Source organism: Rhodospirillaceae bacterium (assembly GCA_002746255.1).
Taxonomy (GTDB): domain Bacteria; phylum Pseudomonadota; class Alphaproteobacteria.
Genome location: NVWO01000003.1, coordinates 55,076 through 72,656 on the forward strand (window position 1 = coordinate 55,076; position 17,581 = coordinate 72,656).

The window sequence follows — 17,581 nt, forward strand, 5'->3', positions numbered from 1 at the left end:
AGCCCCCATGAGGAGACTGCTATTTGCATTTTTTGCGCTTGCCATTTCTAGCGGCACAGCGCTTGCGGAGGAGGCAATGGAAGCGGTGGTTGAAGCTGCACCTGTACTAAACAGCGGCGACACCGCCTGGGTATTGACCGCCACCGCGCTGGTTTTGTTAATGACGATACCGGGGGTTGCCCTTTTTTATGGCGGCATGGTTCGAAAGCCGAACGTGCTTTCCACCATCATGCAAAGCTTTGCCGTCTGTTCCATGATTACCATCATCTGGATGGTTGCCGGTTACAGCCTCGCCTTTGGCGACGGGGGTGCCTATGTCGGCGACCTCAGCAATATGTTCCTCAAAAGCCTGGCCCTGGAACAGGTCAACGGTTCGATACCGGAATCGGTCTTTATCATCTTCCAGATGACCTTCGCCATCATCACGGGGGCCCTTATCACCGGGGCCGTTGCCGAACGGATGAAATTCTCGGCCCTGCTTGTGTTTGTCGGGCTGTGGTCCATCCTGGTCTATTCGCCGATCACCCACTGGGTGTGGGGCGGGGGCTTCCTGGCAGATGAAGGCGTGCTGGACTTCGCCGGAGGCACCGTCGTGCACATCAATTCCGGCGTTGCCGCGCTGGTGGCCTGCCTGGTTTTGGGGCCGCGCACCGGCTATGGCAAGGAAGCAATCATTCCGCACAATCTGGTGCTGACGGTGATGGGCGCTTCGTTCCTTTGGGTCGGCTGGTTTGGCTTTAATGCCGGTTCGGCAGTCGCTGCCGACGGCCTTGCGGGCATGGCCATGGCGGTGACGCAAATTGCGGCGGCTGCAGGGGCACTCGCCTGGATGATTACGGAATGGATTGTCCATGAGAAACCAAGCGTGCTGGGCATCGCCAGTGGTGCAGTGGCCGGCCTTGTGGCCATCACGCCGGCGTCCGGTTACGTCGATCCGATGGGGGCGCTGTTTATCGGCCTCGCCGCCGGTATCATCTGCTTCTGGGCCGCAACGTGGCTGAAACGGAAACTGGGCTACGATGACTCCCTCGACGTGTTCGCCGTTCACGGCATTGGCGGCATCGTCGGCGCTTTGTTGACCGGGGTCTTCGCTGTCGAAGCCATCGGTGGAACGCCTGGCCTGCTGGAAGGCAATCCCGGCCAGGTGTGGGTCCAGGCCTATGGCATTGGCGCCACCATTGTCTATTGCGCGGTGGTTTCCTTCATCCTTCTAAAAGTGATCGATCTGGTCATCGGGCTTCGCGTCAAAGAAGAAGACGAACGCGCCGGCCTCGACATCCAGCTCCACGGAGAAAGCGTGCTGTAAACCGCTCTCTTTCTCGTCATCAAAACGTTGCCGCCCGGAAGGCCCCCCCTTCCGGGCGGTTTTTTATTGCCCCCGGCAGTTTTTTATTGCCCCCGGCAGTTTCTCTGCTGCCTTGGCAACACCGTTGCAAAGAAAATCTGGGGGTTTAAACCCATATACCCGCTACATCCTGTGGCAAATCCGGGGACAAGGCTTGTTTCCGCCAAGGCCCGGGGATTAAGATATTCCTGCTTTGGGCCCTTGAAGCCTCACCCCCTTGTTTAAAACGCGGCCATGAGATCGGTGCCATGAGATCGGCAAATTCGACGAAAACAACTTTCCTGCCCGCCGGCATTCGCGACTTCCTGCGCCGCCGTGGCATCGAGGCAACCGGGATTGCGTTCGCGCTGCTGGCGCTGGGCCTCGCGCTTGCACTCATTCGCTACGATCCGGCGGACCCATCCCTAAACAGCGCCGCCAGCGGGCCAGTCGAAAACTGGATCGGGCTTCCGGGTGCCATCGTCGCCGATTTGCTGCTGCAAACCCTCGGCCTTGCCGCCGTCGTGCTGATCCTGCTTTTGCTGGCCTGGAGCTGGCGCATCCTCTCAAAGCGGGGAATTCGCCGTTTCTGGATGCGGCTGGCCCTGGTTCCCTTTGCCCTGCTGGCGGCAAGTCTCGCTTTCGCCACCCTTGGCCAACCGGAAGGCTGGCCATTGAAAAGCGGCCTGGGTGGCTTTACCGGCGCGCTTTTGTTGCAGAAAATCATCGCGTTGGAATTGCCCATCGGCGGAGACGGATTCGGCCCGGCAATCCTTGGCACGGGCGGGGCGGCGCTGGCGTTTTTTCTAACGCTCTCGGCGCTTGCCTTCGATCGTCGTGAATGGCTCACAGCCCTTCGTGGCACACGCATTCTCGCACACACCCTCAGCCATTGGGGGGCGCGTGCGGCGCTGGCACTGGTGGGTGGCTTGCGCCGCAGCGGAAAAAGCACCCATGCCTTTTTCCGCGAACGCATCGCGTCGCGTCACTTTTTACAACGGCAACCCACGCACCCCGCCCCGGCGACCGCTGCAACGGCGACGGTTAGACCCACCTCCGTCGCCCCGGTGCCACCGGAACCTGCCGCCACCGCCGCCGAAAGCCGCATCGCCCCGCGCCCAAAAAGCCCCGCGCCCGGCAAGCGCGCGAAGGCCGAGCGCGAACCCGTCTTTCACCTTCTTGGCGGCGAAGCCTTCGAACTGCCGCCCCTTGATCTTTTGCAAGCGTCCCCAAGGGTCGCAACCGCCGCGCGAAACAACGAAGCCGCCCTTGAACAAAACGCGCGTCTTTTGGAATCCGTGCTGGACGATTTTGGCGTCCGTGGCAAAATCACCAAGGTGCGACCCGGACCGATTGTAACCCTTTACGAGCTTGAACCCGCACCGGGAACGAAAACATCGCGCGTCATCGGCCTTTCCGACGACATTGCGCGTTCAATGAGCGCCGTTTCCGTTCGCATCGCCGTCGTGCCCGGACAAAACGTCATCGGCATCGAGCTTCCCAATGCGGAACGCGAAATGGTTTACCTGCGCGAACTGCTTGCCTCTTCTTCTTTCGAGCGCAACAGCGCCCAGGGCCTGACGCTTGTTCTTGGCAAGGACATCGGCGGGGCCCCCATCATGGTTGACCTCGCACGCATGCCGCATCTTCTGATCGCAGGGACGACAGGTTCCGGCAAATCGGTAGCCATCAACACGATGATCCTGTCCCTGCTTTACCGGCTGTCGCCCGAACAATGCCGCCTGATCCTGATTGATCCGAAAATGCTGGAACTTTCCACCTATTCCGACATTCCCCACCTTCTGCACCCGGTTGTCACGGAACCGGCAAAGGCCGTTGTTGCGTTGAAGTGGGTCGTGCGCGAAATGGAAAACCGCTATCGCAACATGTCGAAATTAGGCGTGCGCAACATCGACAATTACAACGTCCGTGTCGCAGAAGCGAAAAAGAAAGGCGAAGTCCTGACGCGAACGATACAGACCGGCTTCGATCCGGAAACCGGAAAGCCGGTTTTCGAGGAACAGCCAATCGACCTGACACCGCTTCCCTACATCGTCGTCATCGTCGATGAAATGGCCGACCTGATGTTGATCGCCGGCAAAGACGTTGAAATATCAATCCAGCGTCTTTCCCAAATGGCGCGCGCCGCCGGTGTGCATCTGATCATGGCAACCCAGCGCCCTTCCGTCGACGTGGTGACCGGCACGATCAAGGCAAACTTTCCAACACGCATCAGCTTTCAGGTGACGTCGCGGATCGACAGCCGCACCATTATCGGCGACCAGGGCGCCGAACAATTGCTGGGTCATGGCGACATGCTTCTCATGACAAGCGGCGGTCGCCTGACCCGCATTCACGGTCCCTTCGTCAGCGACAAAGAGGTCGAGCGCGTCGTCGCCTTCCTGCGACAGCAACGCAAACCCGTCTATATAGAGGAAATCACAACGGCGGAAGACAGCTTCAGCCCCGATCTTGAAGGCGGCGGCGACGATCTCTATGCCCAGGCCGTCGCCCTGATCCGCCGCGAACGCAAGGCATCAACAAGCTTCATTCAACGTCACCTTCAAATCGGCTACAATCGGGCTGCGCGGATCATGGACCAGCTGGAATCAGACGGCCTGGTCAGTCCCGCTAACCACGTTGGCAAACGCGAAGTATTGATCGACAATGCCGGCGCGGTTGCGTCGTAACGTCATTCGCTAGAGTCCGTGTGCGTGCCCCGCAAAGCAAAAAGCGATTAACCCACACACATATATAGGACCATTTTAATTTGCGTGCCCTGCGTGCCTTTTTTGTCTTTGCCCTTTTGATCGGGCTTGCGGCCCCGGCGGCGGCGGATGCCGCACCCGCGCAGACAAACTATGCGCCCGAATTGCAGGCGGCGATCACCCAGGCCGAGGCCTATCTCAACCGCATCACGACGCTCCATGCCCGCTTTGTCCAGGTGGGACCAAATGGCAAGATGGCCGAAGGCGATTTGTACCTTTCGCGACCGGGGCGCATGCGCATCGAATACGACCCGCCGGTGCCGCTTCTTCTGATCGCCGCCAATGACTGGCTGGCCTATCAGGACAAAGAACTGGAAGAAGTAACCTATCTGCCACTTTCCTCAACGCCGGCGACGTTTCTGCTTCAGGAAAAAATCCGCCTTGGCGGCGACATCACGGTGACGAAAGCCGAAAAGACACCCGGCGCTACGCGCATCTGGCTCGCCCGGACGGACGACCCGGGGGCCGGCACCCTGGCCCTTGTTTTCAGCGACACCCCCTTCGCCCTTCGGCAATGGGACGTGACCGATTCCCAGGGGCTGACAACCCAGGTCGGCTTGCTGAACACGGAATTTGGCCAAACTTTCGATCCAAAACTTTTCGAACTTCGCAACCCCTATAAGAAACGGAAAGCCGGGCCACGGCGGCGCTAGGCGACCGTCGCCGTCCACCGGCATCTTGGTTTCATGTCCGAAAATTTTCGTTCCATCCCCCATGCGAAAGCCGAAGCAAACACCGTGCTTCGCCCAAACGGCGTGCGCCTGAAAATCTATAGGCTGATCGGGCCGGTTCAAGACGGGCCGGTTCTTCTTTTCGGCCATGCGAACGGGATTGCGGCGGGTTCGTACCTGCACCTGTTAACGGCACTTGCGCGCCGGGCCACCGTTTTTACCTTTGACGCCCGGGGGCATGGCGGTTCATCTGCGCCGGTAACGAATATCGAAGCCGATTACAGTTTGGAAAATTTTACAAGCGATCTGGAAGCCATCGCGCAAACCGTGCGCAACGAAACCGGCAACGCCCCCTTTTATTACGCGGCCCATTCGTTGAATGCGGCGGCCGCGTTGCGGCTTGGCGCACGCGCCGGGCGCGTCCCCTGGCACGATTGCGTTCTTTTCGAACCTCCGGTTTTTCCACCCATGGCTCACCCCTTACGCGCGCTTGCCGAAGAACGCACGCAACGCGTTGCGAAACGTGCGCGTAACCGGCGATCGCGCTGGCCAAGCCCGGAAGCCTTCGTCGAAGCCCAGAAGAAAAAGCTCCTTTTTGGCAGGTTCGAAACAGGCCGCCTTCTTGATTACGCCCAGGCGAATTTAGAGCCCACCGGCGAGGGCGACCAGAAGCTTGCCTGCCCGCCAGAAATCGAAGCGGCGATCTTTTCCGCCCATCAAAACGCAATCACCTATGACGGGCTTATCGATTTTCCCATGCCGGTTCGTTTTGTCGCCAGCGAACCCGACCCTGACGGCGGCGCAAACTGGATCGCGCGCATCGCGCCTGAAATCGCCAAACGGGTTTCCGGCAGCACCCTTCACGTCGTAAAAGACACCAGTCACCTTCTTCCCTTCGAAGCCACGGCAAGGGTACGCGATCATATTCTTGCCATGCTTCCTTAAATTTTGGATCTGCAATGGTCACGTTAGTAAGCTGGAACGTCAATTCCGTTCGCCTGCGACTGCCCCATATTGAACGCCTGATTAAAGAGACAAAGCCGGATATTCTTTGTTTTCAGGAAATAAAGGTGGTGGACGAACTTTTCCCACGCGATTTTTTTCAAAACGCCGGCTTTCCCCATGCCGTCATCCGTGGCCAGAAGGGCTATCACGGCGTGGCTATCCTCTCCCGGCTGCCCATTGTCGCCGCCGGTGGCCGAGAATGGGCGGGCAAGGAAGACCGCCGCCATGCGCTTGCCACCTTCAAAGGCGGCATCGATCTTCATAATTTCTACGTGCCCGCCGGAGGCGACGTGCCCGATGCCTCGAAAAACCCGTCCTTCGCCCACAAGCTTGCCTTCCTGAAAGAAATGGCCGTCACGTTCAAAAAAGCAGACACAAAAAAACGTCGCGCCATCCTGGTCGGGGATTTAAACGTCGCCCCCCTTGCAACCGATGTGTGGTCCCACCGCCAGCTTCTGCGCGTGGTCAGCCACACGCCGATAGAGACCGAACACCTTGCGCGCGTACAGGCCAGCGGCAACTGGGTCGATGCCGTCCGCCACTTCATTCCGGAAACGGAACATCTATATAGCTGGTGGAGTTATCGCGCGCGCGACTGGGCGCTTTCGAACCGTGGCCGACGGCTCGACCATATCTGGGTGACGCCGCCCTTAAAAAAACGGCTGCGTTCCGCGGAAATTTTACAAGACGTCCGGGGATGGGAACGACCGTCCGACCATGCGCCGGTGGTCGTGCGATTCGATTGGCCAAAATAGATTTGGCCGATCAGGTGTTGAGGCAATAACCGCCGGCTTCCGTCACCAAAAGGGTCGCGTTGGCCGGATCCTGCTCGATCTTCTGGCGCAGCCGGTAGATATGGGTTTCCAGAGTATGCGTCGTAACGCTGGCGTTGTACCCCCAGACTTCGCTCAACAGCACGTCCCGGCTGACGACCTTCTTGCCCACCCGGCAGAGATATTTGAGGATGGCCGCCTCTTTATCCGTCAGGCGGATCGTCTGACCGTCCCCCTGCAATTGCCGCAGGCTGGGCTGAAAGCGGTAAGGCCCGATGGTAAAAACGGCGTCTTCGCTTTGCTCATGCTGGCGAAGCTGGGAACGGATGCGCGCCAGCAGAACACCAAGCTTAAAGGGCTTCGTGACATAATCATTAGCACCGGAATCAAGGCCGAAAATTGTGTCCACTTCCGAATCGGCGCCGGTCAGCATGATGACCGGCGTCAGCACGCCCAACCGGCGGATCAGTTTGCAAACCTCGCGTCCGTCCATGTCGGGTAGGTGAACGTCGAGAAGAATCAGGTCGTGACGGCCCTGCTTGACGGCACGAAGGGCCTCGGCCCCATCCGCCGCCTCATCGACTTCAAACTCCTCGTGAAGCTGAAGCTGCTCGGCCAAAGACTGACGCAACGCCTCGTCATCTTCGATCACAAGGATGCGTTTCCCCGCTTTTGTCTGCACGAAACGTTCCCCCTGTGACCTTCCTTTTTTCGTATCGTTAACTTCTAGCACGTTTTTGTCCGCCTTCGAACATGGTGGCAAAAAGTCGTCGGCAGTTTTTGCCCGATCAGGCGGCCAAAACGCCAGGTCGCAGGAGAGGCTTTTCACAACCGCTTCTTTTCAAAGTCTTTTTTTAAGTCATCCCTTGGCACCATCCTTGCTTTGAAAGATGGAGAAAGAAGAAAGGCCCTTATGATCGAAACCATCACCGTACGGCCCCTGCCAACCCCCGCCACGCCAGCTCTGGGCCGGGGCCAGGCCGCGCCGCCCGAGGCCGAACCGCCCAAGGCCGCGCCGCCCGAAAAGGCGGGCCTTTCCCTTTGGGGCGACGATGGCTTCGGCTTTGACGACTTTTTGGACGCCGTAAACCCGTTGCAGCATATCCCCCTCATTGGAACGCTTTACCGTGAGATTGTCGGCGACGAAATTGGCGTCGTTTCCCGGCTTGTCGGCGGCGCGTTGTTTGCCGGCATTCCGGGCCTGATTGGCTCGGCGGTGGACGCCGCCTTCGAGGCCATCTCCGGCAAAGACATCGGCGCCACCGCCCTGGCCTTTGTCGGCCTGGGGCAAGAGGACAGCGCCGGTGGCACCGCCCCCACGGCCCTTGCCGCAAAAACATTGGGGGGCACCGGCGGCGAAAAAATGCCGACATTTGCCGCCGCCCAGTTCGCAAATCCCCTTGCCCTCCTTTCCCAAACGGATGACCGGAAGCCCAAAAACACGGCCCAGACCCTTGCCGCCCAGACTGCCGCAATGCAGGCGCAAAACTTCGCGGCTCGTTTCGATCGCGAAACAAGTGCTTACCGCCACGGGCAACGCCTTCTTTCCCAACCCACGCCTTCTTTAGAAACAACCGCCTAGGCCAGCATTTTGTTTGCCGGTTTGAGGGATGCGCGCGCGCCAGCTATAAGCCTTGGGATGGATCTTCTTGTTTTTGCAAACGGCGTTGCGATGTGGGGCGACGCGCGCTTTTGCTGCGCCCTGGGCCGCGAAGGCGTGACAACGACAAAACGTGAGGGCGATCACGCAACGCCGGCAGGCGAATTTCCCTTCCGCCGCGTCCTTTACCGGGCCGACCACCTGGCGCCGCCCAAAACGTCCCTTCCCGTTGCCCCCATCTGTCCCCAGGACGGCTGGTGCGACGCCCCGCAACACAAGGCGTACAACCGGCCCATCGCATTTCCCTTCACGGCCAGCGCCGAACGCCTGTGGCGGGCAGACGCACGCTACGATCTTGTGCTGATCCCCGGCCACAATGACACGCCGCCAAACCCCGGAAAGGGCAGTGCGATTTTCGTCCACCTGGCCGGTGCCGGTTATCCGCCAACTGAGGGCTGCGTCGCCTTTGCCCTTGCCGATCTTCAGAAAATCCTGAGCGAAGCAGACACCACGTCCAGGCTTTGTATTTCGGCCCAGGGGCTTTCGCTCTGACCGGCGCGGCCCTGACCGCAAGCCCCGCCCGCCCCAGGTATGGCCGCATGGGGCCATGGCATGGCCGCTGGCTGTCGACCATTACCCCCGACTAGGCGGGGTTTTTGCTCAATGACTGGCGCCCCAAGTATGGCCGGCGCTTCCGCCTCAGATATGGCTTTGAGGACCGTCGGTCCGGCGCGGCCCGAAAATATTCGTGCCAATGCGCATTTTAGGTTCGGCGCGGCCCGAAAATATTCGTGCCAATGCGCACATGGCTCGCGCCGAAAGCCAGCGCCGTTTCATAATCTGCGCTCATTCCCATGCTTAGCCCCAAAAGCCCGTTCCGGCGCGCGGCCTCGTGAAGCAACGCAAAATGCAGGGCCGGTTCCTCGTCTGCCGGCGGAATGCACATCAGCCCTTCGATCACCAGGCCAAGCCGGTCCCGGCAAAGGTCCAGAAACGCGTCAATTTGCGCCGGTGCGACGCCCGCCTTCTGGGCTTCCTCGCCAGTGTTGACCTGCACAAAAAGACGCGGCGGACGCTGTACACTGTGCGCGATTTCCCGGGCCAGGACTTCCGCCAGCTTCACCCGATCAAGGGTTTCGATTACGTCGAAAAGGGCGACGGCCTGCTTCACCTTGTTTGTCTGCAGAGGGCCGATCAGGTGCAGTTCAACATCTTCAAAATCCTGCCGCAGAGCCGGCCATTTCGCATGCGCCGCCTGAACGCGGTTTTCACCAAAGACCCGCTGACCCGCCGCCAGGACGGTGCAAATGGCTTCCTCGGGCGCATATTTCGTAACCGCAACGAGAACCGGCGCAGATTTTATCAGCCGCAGGGGGCTTTGCGTTGCAGCAACAGCGGCGCGAAGGTCGGTGACCCGCTGAGTGATTTGCGTCGGCGTCAGGTTTTGCAGATTTTCCACCACCATGGCAGGCTGTTTCCTTGTTCTTTTGCTTGAGGCCTCATCTTTTACCTCGGATGCGACCTAAGGATAGAAAAGTCGTGCCAGGGATACCACCAAATCACGCCTGCCTGCTCCGCCTTGGCGGCTTCCATGGGAAACCGCGCCGACACCCCTGGCCGCATCTGCCGCCGCTGATCTGTCTGACCGATGCGGCCCGCTTTCCCGACCCCCTGCCCATTGCAGCCCAGCTTCCCCGGGAAAGCCTGGTTGTTTTTCGCCATTATCAAACCGCCGGGCGGCGCGCGCTTGCCCATCGTCTTGCTTCCTTTTGCCGATCACGGGGGCTTCGCTTTCTTGTCGCAGGCGACGCCGCGCTTGCCATAGAAACCCACGCCGACGGCCTGCATTTGCCGGAATGGCTGGCACGCGGGCCGGTGAGCCGGGGCTGGGGCTGGCGCCGACGTAAACCCGGCTGGCTGCTAACAGCGGCGGCCCATTGCGAGACGTCGCTTGCGCGCGCGGCGCGCGCCGGCGCCGACGCCGTGCTGCTGGCCCCCGTTTTTCCAACCGCAAGCCACCCCGGTGCGGACGGCCTTGGAATTCTTCGGTTCGCAACCCTTGCCCATCGGACAGACGTGCCGGTTTATGGCCTCGGCGGCATCAACATCGGCACGGTCCGTCGGTTGCGCGGGGCGGGCGCCGCCGGGATTGCCGTCGTTTCCGCCTTGGCTAAAAAAAATGGCCACCCTCCTTAAAAGCCTGCGCTTTTCAGCAGTTTCCTCTGGAAATCGGCCAAGCAGTTCGGGCATACTCCGGCCATGTTGCAAAACTGGAAATCTATTTTCGTGGTTTTTCTTCTGGCCGGCGCCGTAGGCGCCTGTTCCGCCGTCGACGGAATCTGGTCACAGAATCCCGCCCTGATAGATAAAACAAAAAGCGGGAACTCCGATCGCTCCTCACGTGCGTCCGCCGGTAGCGGCGGCGGCGTCGCCGAGTCCGGGATCAACGCCTATCTGTGGCGCGCCTCGCTGGATACAATTTCGTTCATGCCGCTTGCCTCCGCCGATCCCTTTGGCGGCATCATCATTACGGATTGGTACGCACCACCCGAAACGCCGAGCGAACGTTTCAAGCTTACGGTTTATATTCTAAGCCGTGATCTCCGCGCTGACGGTCTTCGCGTGACCACCTTCCGCCAGGTTCGCAACCGTTTTGGTGCCTGGTCGGACGCAGAGGTCAACCCGAAAACCATTATCGATCTTGAAAACAACATTCTTACCCGGGCGCGGCAGCTGCGGATCAACCAGGCCGCCCATACGGGCGAATAGGAATCCCGCACGCCCATTCATTCGGGTATTGCCGATAATCCGTCCGGGCCTTGCGGCGACGGGGTGGGCAGGAAACAATACCAGTCATGTCACGCTACAACTTCAAAAAAGCCGAACCGAAGTGGCAGGCCATATGGGCCGAACGCAACTGCTTTGTCGCACGCGAAGAAAAGGGCCGAAAAAAATATTATGCCCTTGAAATGTTCCCCTACCCGTCCGGCCGCATTCACATGGGGCATGTGCGGAACTATACCCTTGGCGACATCGTCGCCCGGTTCAAGCGCGCCCAGGGCTACAACGTCCTGCACCCAATGGGGTGGGACGCGTTTGGCATGCCCGCCGAAAATGCCGCCGCCGAAAGCCAGGCCCATCCTGCCGAGTGGACGGAAAAAAATATTTCCCACATGCGCGAGCAGCTCATGGCGGTGGGCCTTTCGTACGACTGGTCGCGCGAACTGACATCTTGCTCGCCGGATTACTACCGTCACGAACAAAAGATATTCCTCGATTTTCTGGCAAAGGGCCTCGCTTACCGGAAAGAATCCTGGGTGAACTGGGACCCCGTCGATCAAACGGTTCTGGCAAACGAACAGGTAATCGACGGCTGCGGCTGGCGGTCCGGCGCGCGCGTCGAACAAAAAAAGCTTTCCCAGTGGTTCCTGAAAATCACGGCCTATGGCGACGAGCTGCTTGCCGGACTTGACGATCTTGAAAAATGGCCGGAGCGCGTGCGGCTGATGCAGGAAAACTGGGTTGGCAAATCCGAAGGCATGGAACTTCGCTTTGCCCTTCGTGACGCCTCCGGTAAAGCACGCCACACACATGATGACACGCTTGCGATTTACACAACCCGGGCGGACACGATCTTTGGCGCGTCCTTTCTGGCCGTGGCGCCAAACCATCCCTTGGCTGGCGAGCTTGCGGCGCACGATCCGGCGCTGCGCACCTTCGTCGAAGAATGCAGCCGCCAGGGCCTGAGCGAAGAAGTCATCGAACGCGGCGAAAAAAAGGGCCATGACACTGGGCTTGTCGCCGCGCACCCCTTTGCAAAAAACGTCGTTCTGCCCGTCTATGTCGCAAATTTCGTACTCATGGAATATGGCACCGGCGCGATCTTTGGTTGCCCGGCCCATGATGCGCGCGACCTTGAATTCGCCCGCAAATACGGCCTAAACGTCACCCGCGTCGTTGCCGGACCCGATGGGGACGACGCCGAAATCGGCGCGACCGCCTATATTGGGGACGGAACGCTCATCCATTCCGATTTCCTGAACGGACGGTCCATTGAAGATGCAAAACGTGTCGTCGCAGAAGCCTTTGAGAAAGCCGGCCTTGGAAAACGCAAAACCGTTTACCGGCTGCGCGACTGGGGTGTTTCCCGGCAACGTTACTGGGGCTGCCCAATCCCGATCATCCATTGCGAAGCCTGTGGCATCGTTCCGGTACCGGAAAAAGATTTGCCGGTCGAACTTCCCCGGGACATCGCCTTTGATAAGGGCGGCAACCCCCTGGACCATCACGCCGCCTGGCAAAACGTGGCGTGCCCCAATTGCGGCAAGCAGGCGCGGCGCGAAACCGACACCTTCGATACCTTTTTCGAATCGTCCTGGTATTTTCTGCGTTTTTGTTCGCCGCATCTGGAAAACGCGGCCTTCGATCGCGACGCCGTTGCCTATTGGATGCCGGTCGATCAATACATCGGCGGCATCGAACATGCCGTCCTGCATCTTCTTTATTCCCGTTTCTTCACCCGCGCCCTTCGCGATTGCGGCTATCTTGATCTTGCCGAACCCTTCGCCGGCCTGCTGACCCAGGGCATGGTCTGCCACGAAACCTATCGCGACAAGGATGGCCGCTGGCTTTATCCCCAGGACGTAACCCATGGGGAAGGCGGCACCGCCGCTGTTGACCAATCCGGTGCCTTGGTCACGGTCGGGCGCTCGGAAAAGATGAGCAAATCAAAGCGGAACACAGTCGACCCCAAAGCCATCATCGCCGCCTATGGAGCCGACACGGCGCGGCTCTTCATGCTTTCCGACAGCCCACCGGATCGGGATCTTGAATGGACCGAAACCGGTGTCGATGGCGCGTGGCGCTACGTAAACCGGTTATGGCGGATGGTTGCCGAGCCGTCGCTTCCCCTGCCGCCAGTCGCGACCGCGCAACCGCCATCCCTTGGCAATGCGGCCCTAGCCATCCATCGGATCGTTCACAAAACAATCGACGCCGTCACACAGGACCTGGAACATTTTCATTTCAACCGGGCCATCGCGCGCATCCGGGAAATGACGAACGCGCTTGGCGAAGTGAAGGGAAACGAGGCCGGTGACGCCTGGGTTGGCGCCCCCTGGGTGCTTCGAGAGGGGCTGGAAGCCCTTGCCCGCCTTATCCAGCCAATGACGCCGCATCTGGCGGAAGAATTGTGGCAGATTCTAGGCCATGAAACACTGCTTGCCGATGCCCCATGGCCGCAAGCAGACCCATTGCTTATCCTGGATGAAAGGCTGACCATTGCCGTTCAGATCAACGGCAAACTGCGCGGCACAATTGACCTGCCACGCGACGCCACACGCGAAGACGCCGAGGCGGCGGCGCTCGCCCTGCCTGCGGTTGCAAAGGCCCTTGAGGAAAAGCCGGCGCGGCGGATCATTGTCGTGCCCAATCGGGTGATTAATGTCGTCGTTTAGAACCGTCCTTCTGGTGGCAATGCTTTTAAACCTGACGGCATGTGGCTTTCACGCGCTTTATGGACCGGGTGGAAATGGCGTCGCACCCGCAGCGAACCAATTGGCCCTTGTTCGCATCGACCGCATCCCGAATCGTTTGGGCCAGCAACTTCGAAATGCGCTTTTAGATGGCATCACGCCGATGGGGCCACCATCCAAGCCGCGTTATCTTCTTCGCGTTTCCGTAAAGGAATCAATTCAGGAACTTGGCATCCGCAAGGACGAAACCGCCACGCGCGCAAATTTGCGCCTCAACGCAAAATATGCGCTTTACGACGCCATCACCCATGCAGAATTATTCGAATCAAAGCTTCGGGCCGTTGGCAGTTACAACATTCTGCAATCCGATTTTGCGACTCTTACCGCCGAACAAAACGTTCGCTCGCGGCTGGTTCGAAAAATCAGCGACAGCATCCGAACGGGCCTCGCCGTTCACTTAAGCGCGCAAGCACGCGCGCCCTAAAAACAGATGAAGATCGCGCCAAAGCGCATTCCGTCTTTCCTGCAAACGCCCGATCCAAAGGCGCGCGCGATATTGGTTTATGGCCGGGACGCGGGCGAAGTTCAGGAACGCCTTGCTGCCTTGGTCGCAACCGTGCTTGACGACCCCAAAGATCCCTTTCGCCTTCGCGAACTTGGCGCCAGCGACGTAAAAAAAGACGCTGCCAGGCTTCGGGACGAGGCCGCAGCACAGGCCCTTGGCGGCGGTCGTTGCGTCCTGCGCCTTCGTTCCGTCGGCGACGATCTTACACCGACGTTACGCGACTTTCTGGGCAACCCGGCTGGGGACGCCTTGCTTTTGTTGGGGGCCGGGGATTTGAGTGCGCGCTCCACGTTGCGGAAACTTTTTGAACGCGCCGATAACGCTGCGGCCATTCCCTGTTACGGCGATACCGCCGCCGCGTTGGAACGGATCATCAAAGACGAGCTTGCCGGAGCCGACATTACCGACGAAGCGCGCGGCTATCTGCTTGCCCATCTTGGTGCCGACCGCATGGTGACACGCCGGGAGCTGGAGAAGCTGGCGCTCTACATGGATGGTGAAAAGAAAATCACCTTGCCGGACGTGATCCAATCCATTGGCGACAGTTCCACTCTTACCCTGGAGGACATCGCTTTTGCCGTCGGACGCGGTGCGCGGGAAGCGCTCGAACAGGCGCTCGCGCGCACCCATCTTGAAGGCATTTCCCCAATCGCTATCCTGCGCGCAACAAGCCAGCATTTTTTACGCCTGCATCTCGTGCGCGGACGCATGGAACGGGGCGAGGATTTGAGCGCCGCGCTCCAGTCGTTGCGGCCGCCGGTTTTCTTCAAGCGCATGCCCGCGTTCCGCGAACAGGCAATGCGCTGGAAACTGGGTGCCATCGGGCGTGTGCTTGAATTGCTTGGCGCGCGTGAGGTGACCTGTAAATCCGGCGTGCTTCCCGCAAAAGTAATCTGCGATCGTACGCTTTTGGAAATTGCCGTGCGCGGCGGTGGAAAAAACTAGCGGGTTTAATTTTCTTTTAAGGCCGCGTCTCCAGGCAAATGATCCGGATGATTAAGGCGGCGCAAAACGTTGTCGAGCTGTTCAAGGGTTTGGCAATGAACAATCAGCTCGCCGCCCTTGCTGCCATGAAAACGAATGGCAACCCGCAAACCTAAAAGCGTGGACAGGTCGCGCTCCAGCGCAAGGGTGTCCGCATCGACCATGGCCGACGGCGCTTCCGTCTTTTTTTTCTTTTGCTGACGACGCACAAGCGCTTCCGTTTGGCGCACGTTCAATCCCTTGCGCACAACCTCCTTGGCCAGGGCCTCAGGGTTCGTTGCGTTCAACAACGCGCGACCATGACCAGCGCTTAATTCGCCAGCGTCCAACAACGCTTTTACTTTTTTCGGCAAGCCGAGCAGGCGGAGCGTGTTGGCGATGTGGCTTCGGCTTTTGCCGACACCTTTTGCCAGCGCTTCCTGAGTGTGGGAAAACTCGTCCATCAATCGCTGATAGCCTTCCGCTTCTTCCAGCGATGTTAAGTCCTGCCGCTGCACGTTTTCGATCAGCGCGACTTCAAGGGCGTCGCTGTCGCTAAGATCGCGAATGAGAACCGGGACTTCGTGCAGGCCTGCAATCTGGGCCGCGCGCCAGCGGCGTTCGCCGGCAATAATGTCATAGCGGTCGCCGCCATCGATGCGACGCACGAGAATGGGTTGCAGAATTCCCTTTTCACGAATGGACTGCGCCAGCGCCGCAATCGCTTCGTCGTCGAAACGGCGGCGCGGCTGCTGCGTGCCGGGGCTCAACAGATCAAGGGGGATCGTCTTTCCCTGACGCAGTTTGTCGAGGGCTGCGTAATCTTCCGTCTCCTCGCCAAGAAGCGCTGCCAGACCACGGCCCAGGCCACGGCGTTTTCCTTCTTCCATCAGCCTTGCCCTTTCCGGGCCGAGGCCCCGCGGCTTTCGCGACGTAGAATTTCGCGCGCCAGATTTATATAGGCGCGTGCGCCGGCGCAATGCCGGTCATAGAGCAGAACCGGCAGGCCGTGGGACGGCGCTTCCGACACGCGCACATTGCGCGGGATGACCGTTTCATAAACCTGGTCCCCAAAATAGGCGCGCACATCCGCAGCGACGGATTTGCTCAAAATGTTGCGGCGATCAAACATGGTCAGCACGACGCCGAGAAGCTCAAGGGACGGGTTCAGCACCTTGCGAATCCGTTCAAGGGTTTGAATAAGGTGGCTAAGTCCTTCCAATGCAAGGAATTCACATTGCAATGGTACCAGAACGGCCGTTGCAGCGACCAGGGCGTTCAAACTAAGCAGGCCAAGGCCCGGCGGACAATCGATCAGCACATAATCAAAACCGGGCAAGGCGTCATGCAGTGCCTCACGCAATAAATACTCCCGCTTCTCCGCACCCACCAATTCTATTTCGGCTCCGGAAAGATCTACGGACGCCGGGATGACCATCAGCCCGGGGATGCGCGTCGCCACCATAGCGGCCATCGGGGTGGCCTCCCCGACAAGGACGTCATAAGACGTAACTACCCGTAATTCCTTGCTAATTCCAAGTCCCGTGCTGGCATTTCCCTGGGGGTCCAGATCAATAACACAAACCCGCTTGCCAACCGCCGCCAGGCCGGTTGCCAGATTAATCGCCGTCGTTGTCTTGCCAACGCCGCCTTTTTGATTCGATATCGCAATGATTTTTGGCGTGGCTTTTCCGGCGTCCTCAGCCAATGTCGAGGCAGATGTCGAGGCAGGCGCCGCCCCATCCGCGGTGCCGCCGGAAGTATCGGCAGCCAGGGCCGTGTCATTTGGCGTGTCGGGGAGCATGTTGGACATCTCCTAGACGAAGAATCACCCCGTCCGGGTCTGATTTGCTTGAAATCGTCTCGACGGCCATCTTCCAGCTTTTTTCGGCCTCGGTCAATTCCTCAAAAGCGGCCTTTCCCTTCAAAAACAGCCCTTCGGCCCCAAGACCCAGAAAAGGATGGGCCAGCAACAGCAATCGGGAGAGGGGCGCAAGGGCGCGCGAGACGACAACATCGACCCGCCAGGGGGTCAGATTTTCGATCCTGGCGTTGTGAATTTCCACCGAAACCCCGGTTTCCCGGGCGGCTTCGCGAAGAAAGGCGCATTTTCGCGCGTCGCTCTCCACCAGATGCACCTGCGGCACCCCCAATATACCAAGGACCAGCCCTGGAAAGCCGGCACCACTGCCAAGATCGACGAGAGATTGCGCGCCTTCGGGAAGCAGGGGAAGGAGCTGCGCCGAATCCAGGAAGTGCCGCCGCCAAGGGTCCGCCAGACTGCGGCCGCCAACAAGGTTGATGCTCTTTTGCCAGCGCGTCAGCAGCTGGAGATAGGTCGCAAGGCGGGCGAATGTTTCACGTGAAACATTCGTGAGCGCCTGAAACTCGGCGGGCTTAAGAGGGAGCGGCGGGGAAGGTGCCGGGGAATCCATCGG

At 59.5% G+C, this 17,581-nt stretch carries 17 protein-coding genes; 12 read left to right on the plus strand and 5 right to left on the minus strand.

Going from position 1 to position 17,581, the window contains the following annotated elements; translation table 11 throughout:
- Positions 1-7 precede the first annotated feature (7 nt).
- The 5 genes from COA65_03140 to xth all read left to right on the plus strand — a co-directional run bounded on the left by COA65_03140 (position 8) and on the right by xth (position 6,523).
- The gene (locus COA65_03140) at positions 8-1,306 is read left to right on the plus strand and encodes an ammonia channel protein (protein PCJ60701.1); all 1,299 of its coding nucleotides are present in this window, start codon (positions 8-10) and stop codon (positions 1,304-1,306) included.
- Positions 1,307-1,593: 287 nt separating this feature from the next.
- The gene (locus COA65_03145) at positions 1,594-4,014 is read left to right on the plus strand and encodes a cell division protein FtsK (GenBank protein PCJ60702.1); all 2,421 of its coding nucleotides are present in this window, start codon (positions 1,594-1,596) and stop codon (positions 4,012-4,014) included.
- A gap of 80 nt (positions 4,015-4,094) precedes the next feature.
- Positions 4,095-4,745, plus strand: coding sequence for a hypothetical protein (locus COA65_03150; protein PCJ60703.1), 651 nt, complete (start codon positions 4,095-4,097; stop codon positions 4,743-4,745).
- Between the two features lie 33 nt (positions 4,746-4,778).
- A complete protein-coding gene (locus tag COA65_03155; GenBank protein PCJ60704.1) occupies positions 4,779-5,708 on the plus strand; it encodes a hypothetical protein in 930 nt (309 codons plus the stop codon).
- Positions 5,709-5,722: 14 nt separating this feature from the next.
- The gene (gene xth / locus COA65_03160) at positions 5,723-6,523 is read left to right on the plus strand and encodes an exodeoxyribonuclease III (GenBank protein PCJ60705.1); all 801 of its coding nucleotides are present in this window, start codon (positions 5,723-5,725) and stop codon (positions 6,521-6,523) included.
- 10 nt (positions 6,524-6,533) lie between these two features.
- Here xth and COA65_03165 read toward each other — a convergent pair whose 3' ends face one another.
- Positions 6,534-7,223, minus strand: coding sequence for a DNA-binding response regulator (locus COA65_03165; GenBank protein ID PCJ60795.1), 690 nt, complete (start codon positions 7,221-7,223; stop codon positions 6,534-6,536).
- Between the two features lie 201 nt (positions 7,224-7,424).
- Here COA65_03165 and COA65_03170 point away from each other — a divergent pair, with 201 nt between their 5' ends.
- Both COA65_03170 and COA65_03175 read left to right on the plus strand, forming a co-directional pair.
- Complete coding sequence (locus COA65_03170; protein ID PCJ60706.1) at positions 7,425-8,123, plus strand: hypothetical protein; 699 nt, start codon at positions 7,425-7,427, stop codon at positions 8,121-8,123.
- 57 nt (positions 8,124-8,180) lie between these two features.
- On the plus strand, positions 8,181-8,693 hold the full coding sequence (locus COA65_03175; GenBank protein ID PCJ60707.1) for a hypothetical protein: 513 nt from the start codon (positions 8,181-8,183) through the stop codon (positions 8,691-8,693).
- A 211-nt stretch (positions 8,694-8,904) separates the two neighbouring features.
- Here the strand turns inward: COA65_03175 and COA65_03180 are convergent, their stop codons facing one another.
- On the minus strand, positions 8,905-9,606 hold the full coding sequence (locus COA65_03180; protein PCJ60708.1) for a YggS family pyridoxal phosphate-dependent enzyme: 702 nt from the start codon (positions 9,604-9,606) through the stop codon (positions 8,905-8,907).
- 50 nt (positions 9,607-9,656) lie between these two features.
- On the opposite strand from COA65_03180, the gene COA65_03185 reads away from it, so the two are divergent.
- The 5 genes from COA65_03185 (at position 9,657) to COA65_03205 (ending at position 15,125) form a co-directional block, all read left to right on the plus strand.
- Positions 9,657-10,337, plus strand: coding sequence for a thiamine phosphate synthase (locus tag COA65_03185; protein ID PCJ60709.1), 681 nt, complete (start codon positions 9,657-9,659; stop codon positions 10,335-10,337).
- 63 nt (positions 10,338-10,400) lie between these two features.
- Positions 10,401-10,910, plus strand: coding sequence for a hypothetical protein (locus tag COA65_03190; protein ID PCJ60710.1), 510 nt, complete (start codon positions 10,401-10,403; stop codon positions 10,908-10,910).
- A gap of 86 nt (positions 10,911-10,996) precedes the next feature.
- Positions 10,997-13,597, plus strand: coding sequence for a leucine--tRNA ligase (locus tag COA65_03195; GenBank protein PCJ60711.1), 2,601 nt, complete (start codon positions 10,997-10,999; stop codon positions 13,595-13,597).
- Positions 13,584-14,099, plus strand: a complete 516-nt coding sequence (locus COA65_03200) for a hypothetical protein (GenBank protein PCJ60712.1) — start codon at positions 13,584-13,586, stop codon at positions 14,097-14,099. The genes COA65_03195 and COA65_03200 overlap by 14 nt, the downstream gene beginning before the upstream one ends.
- A 6-nt stretch (positions 14,100-14,105) precedes the next feature.
- Positions 14,106-15,125, plus strand: coding sequence for a DNA polymerase III subunit delta (locus COA65_03205; protein PCJ60713.1), 1,020 nt, complete (start codon positions 14,106-14,108; stop codon positions 15,123-15,125).
- A gap of 5 nt (positions 15,126-15,130) precedes the next feature.
- Here the strand turns inward: COA65_03205 and COA65_03210 are convergent, their stop codons facing one another.
- Genes COA65_03210 through rsmG form a run of 3 tightly spaced genes read right to left on the minus strand, consistent with a single transcriptional unit; the run spans position 15,131 to position 17,578 of the window.
- On the minus strand, positions 15,131-16,036 hold the full coding sequence (locus tag COA65_03210; protein PCJ60796.1) for a chromosome partitioning protein ParB: 906 nt from the start codon (positions 16,034-16,036) through the stop codon (positions 15,131-15,133).
- Complete coding sequence (locus COA65_03215; protein PCJ60714.1) at positions 16,033-16,947, minus strand: chromosome partitioning protein ParA; 915 nt, start codon at positions 16,945-16,947, stop codon at positions 16,033-16,035. Before COA65_03215 ends, COA65_03210 begins: the two co-directional genes overlap by 4 nt.
- Positions 16,925-17,578 (minus strand): 16S rRNA (guanine(527)-N(7))-methyltransferase RsmG, encoded by a 654-nt coding sequence (gene rsmG, locus COA65_03220; protein PCJ60715.1) that lies wholly within the window; start codon positions 17,576-17,578, stop codon positions 16,925-16,927. The genes COA65_03215 and rsmG overlap by 23 nt, the downstream gene beginning before the upstream one ends.
- Positions 17,579-17,581: the final 3 nt, after the last annotated feature.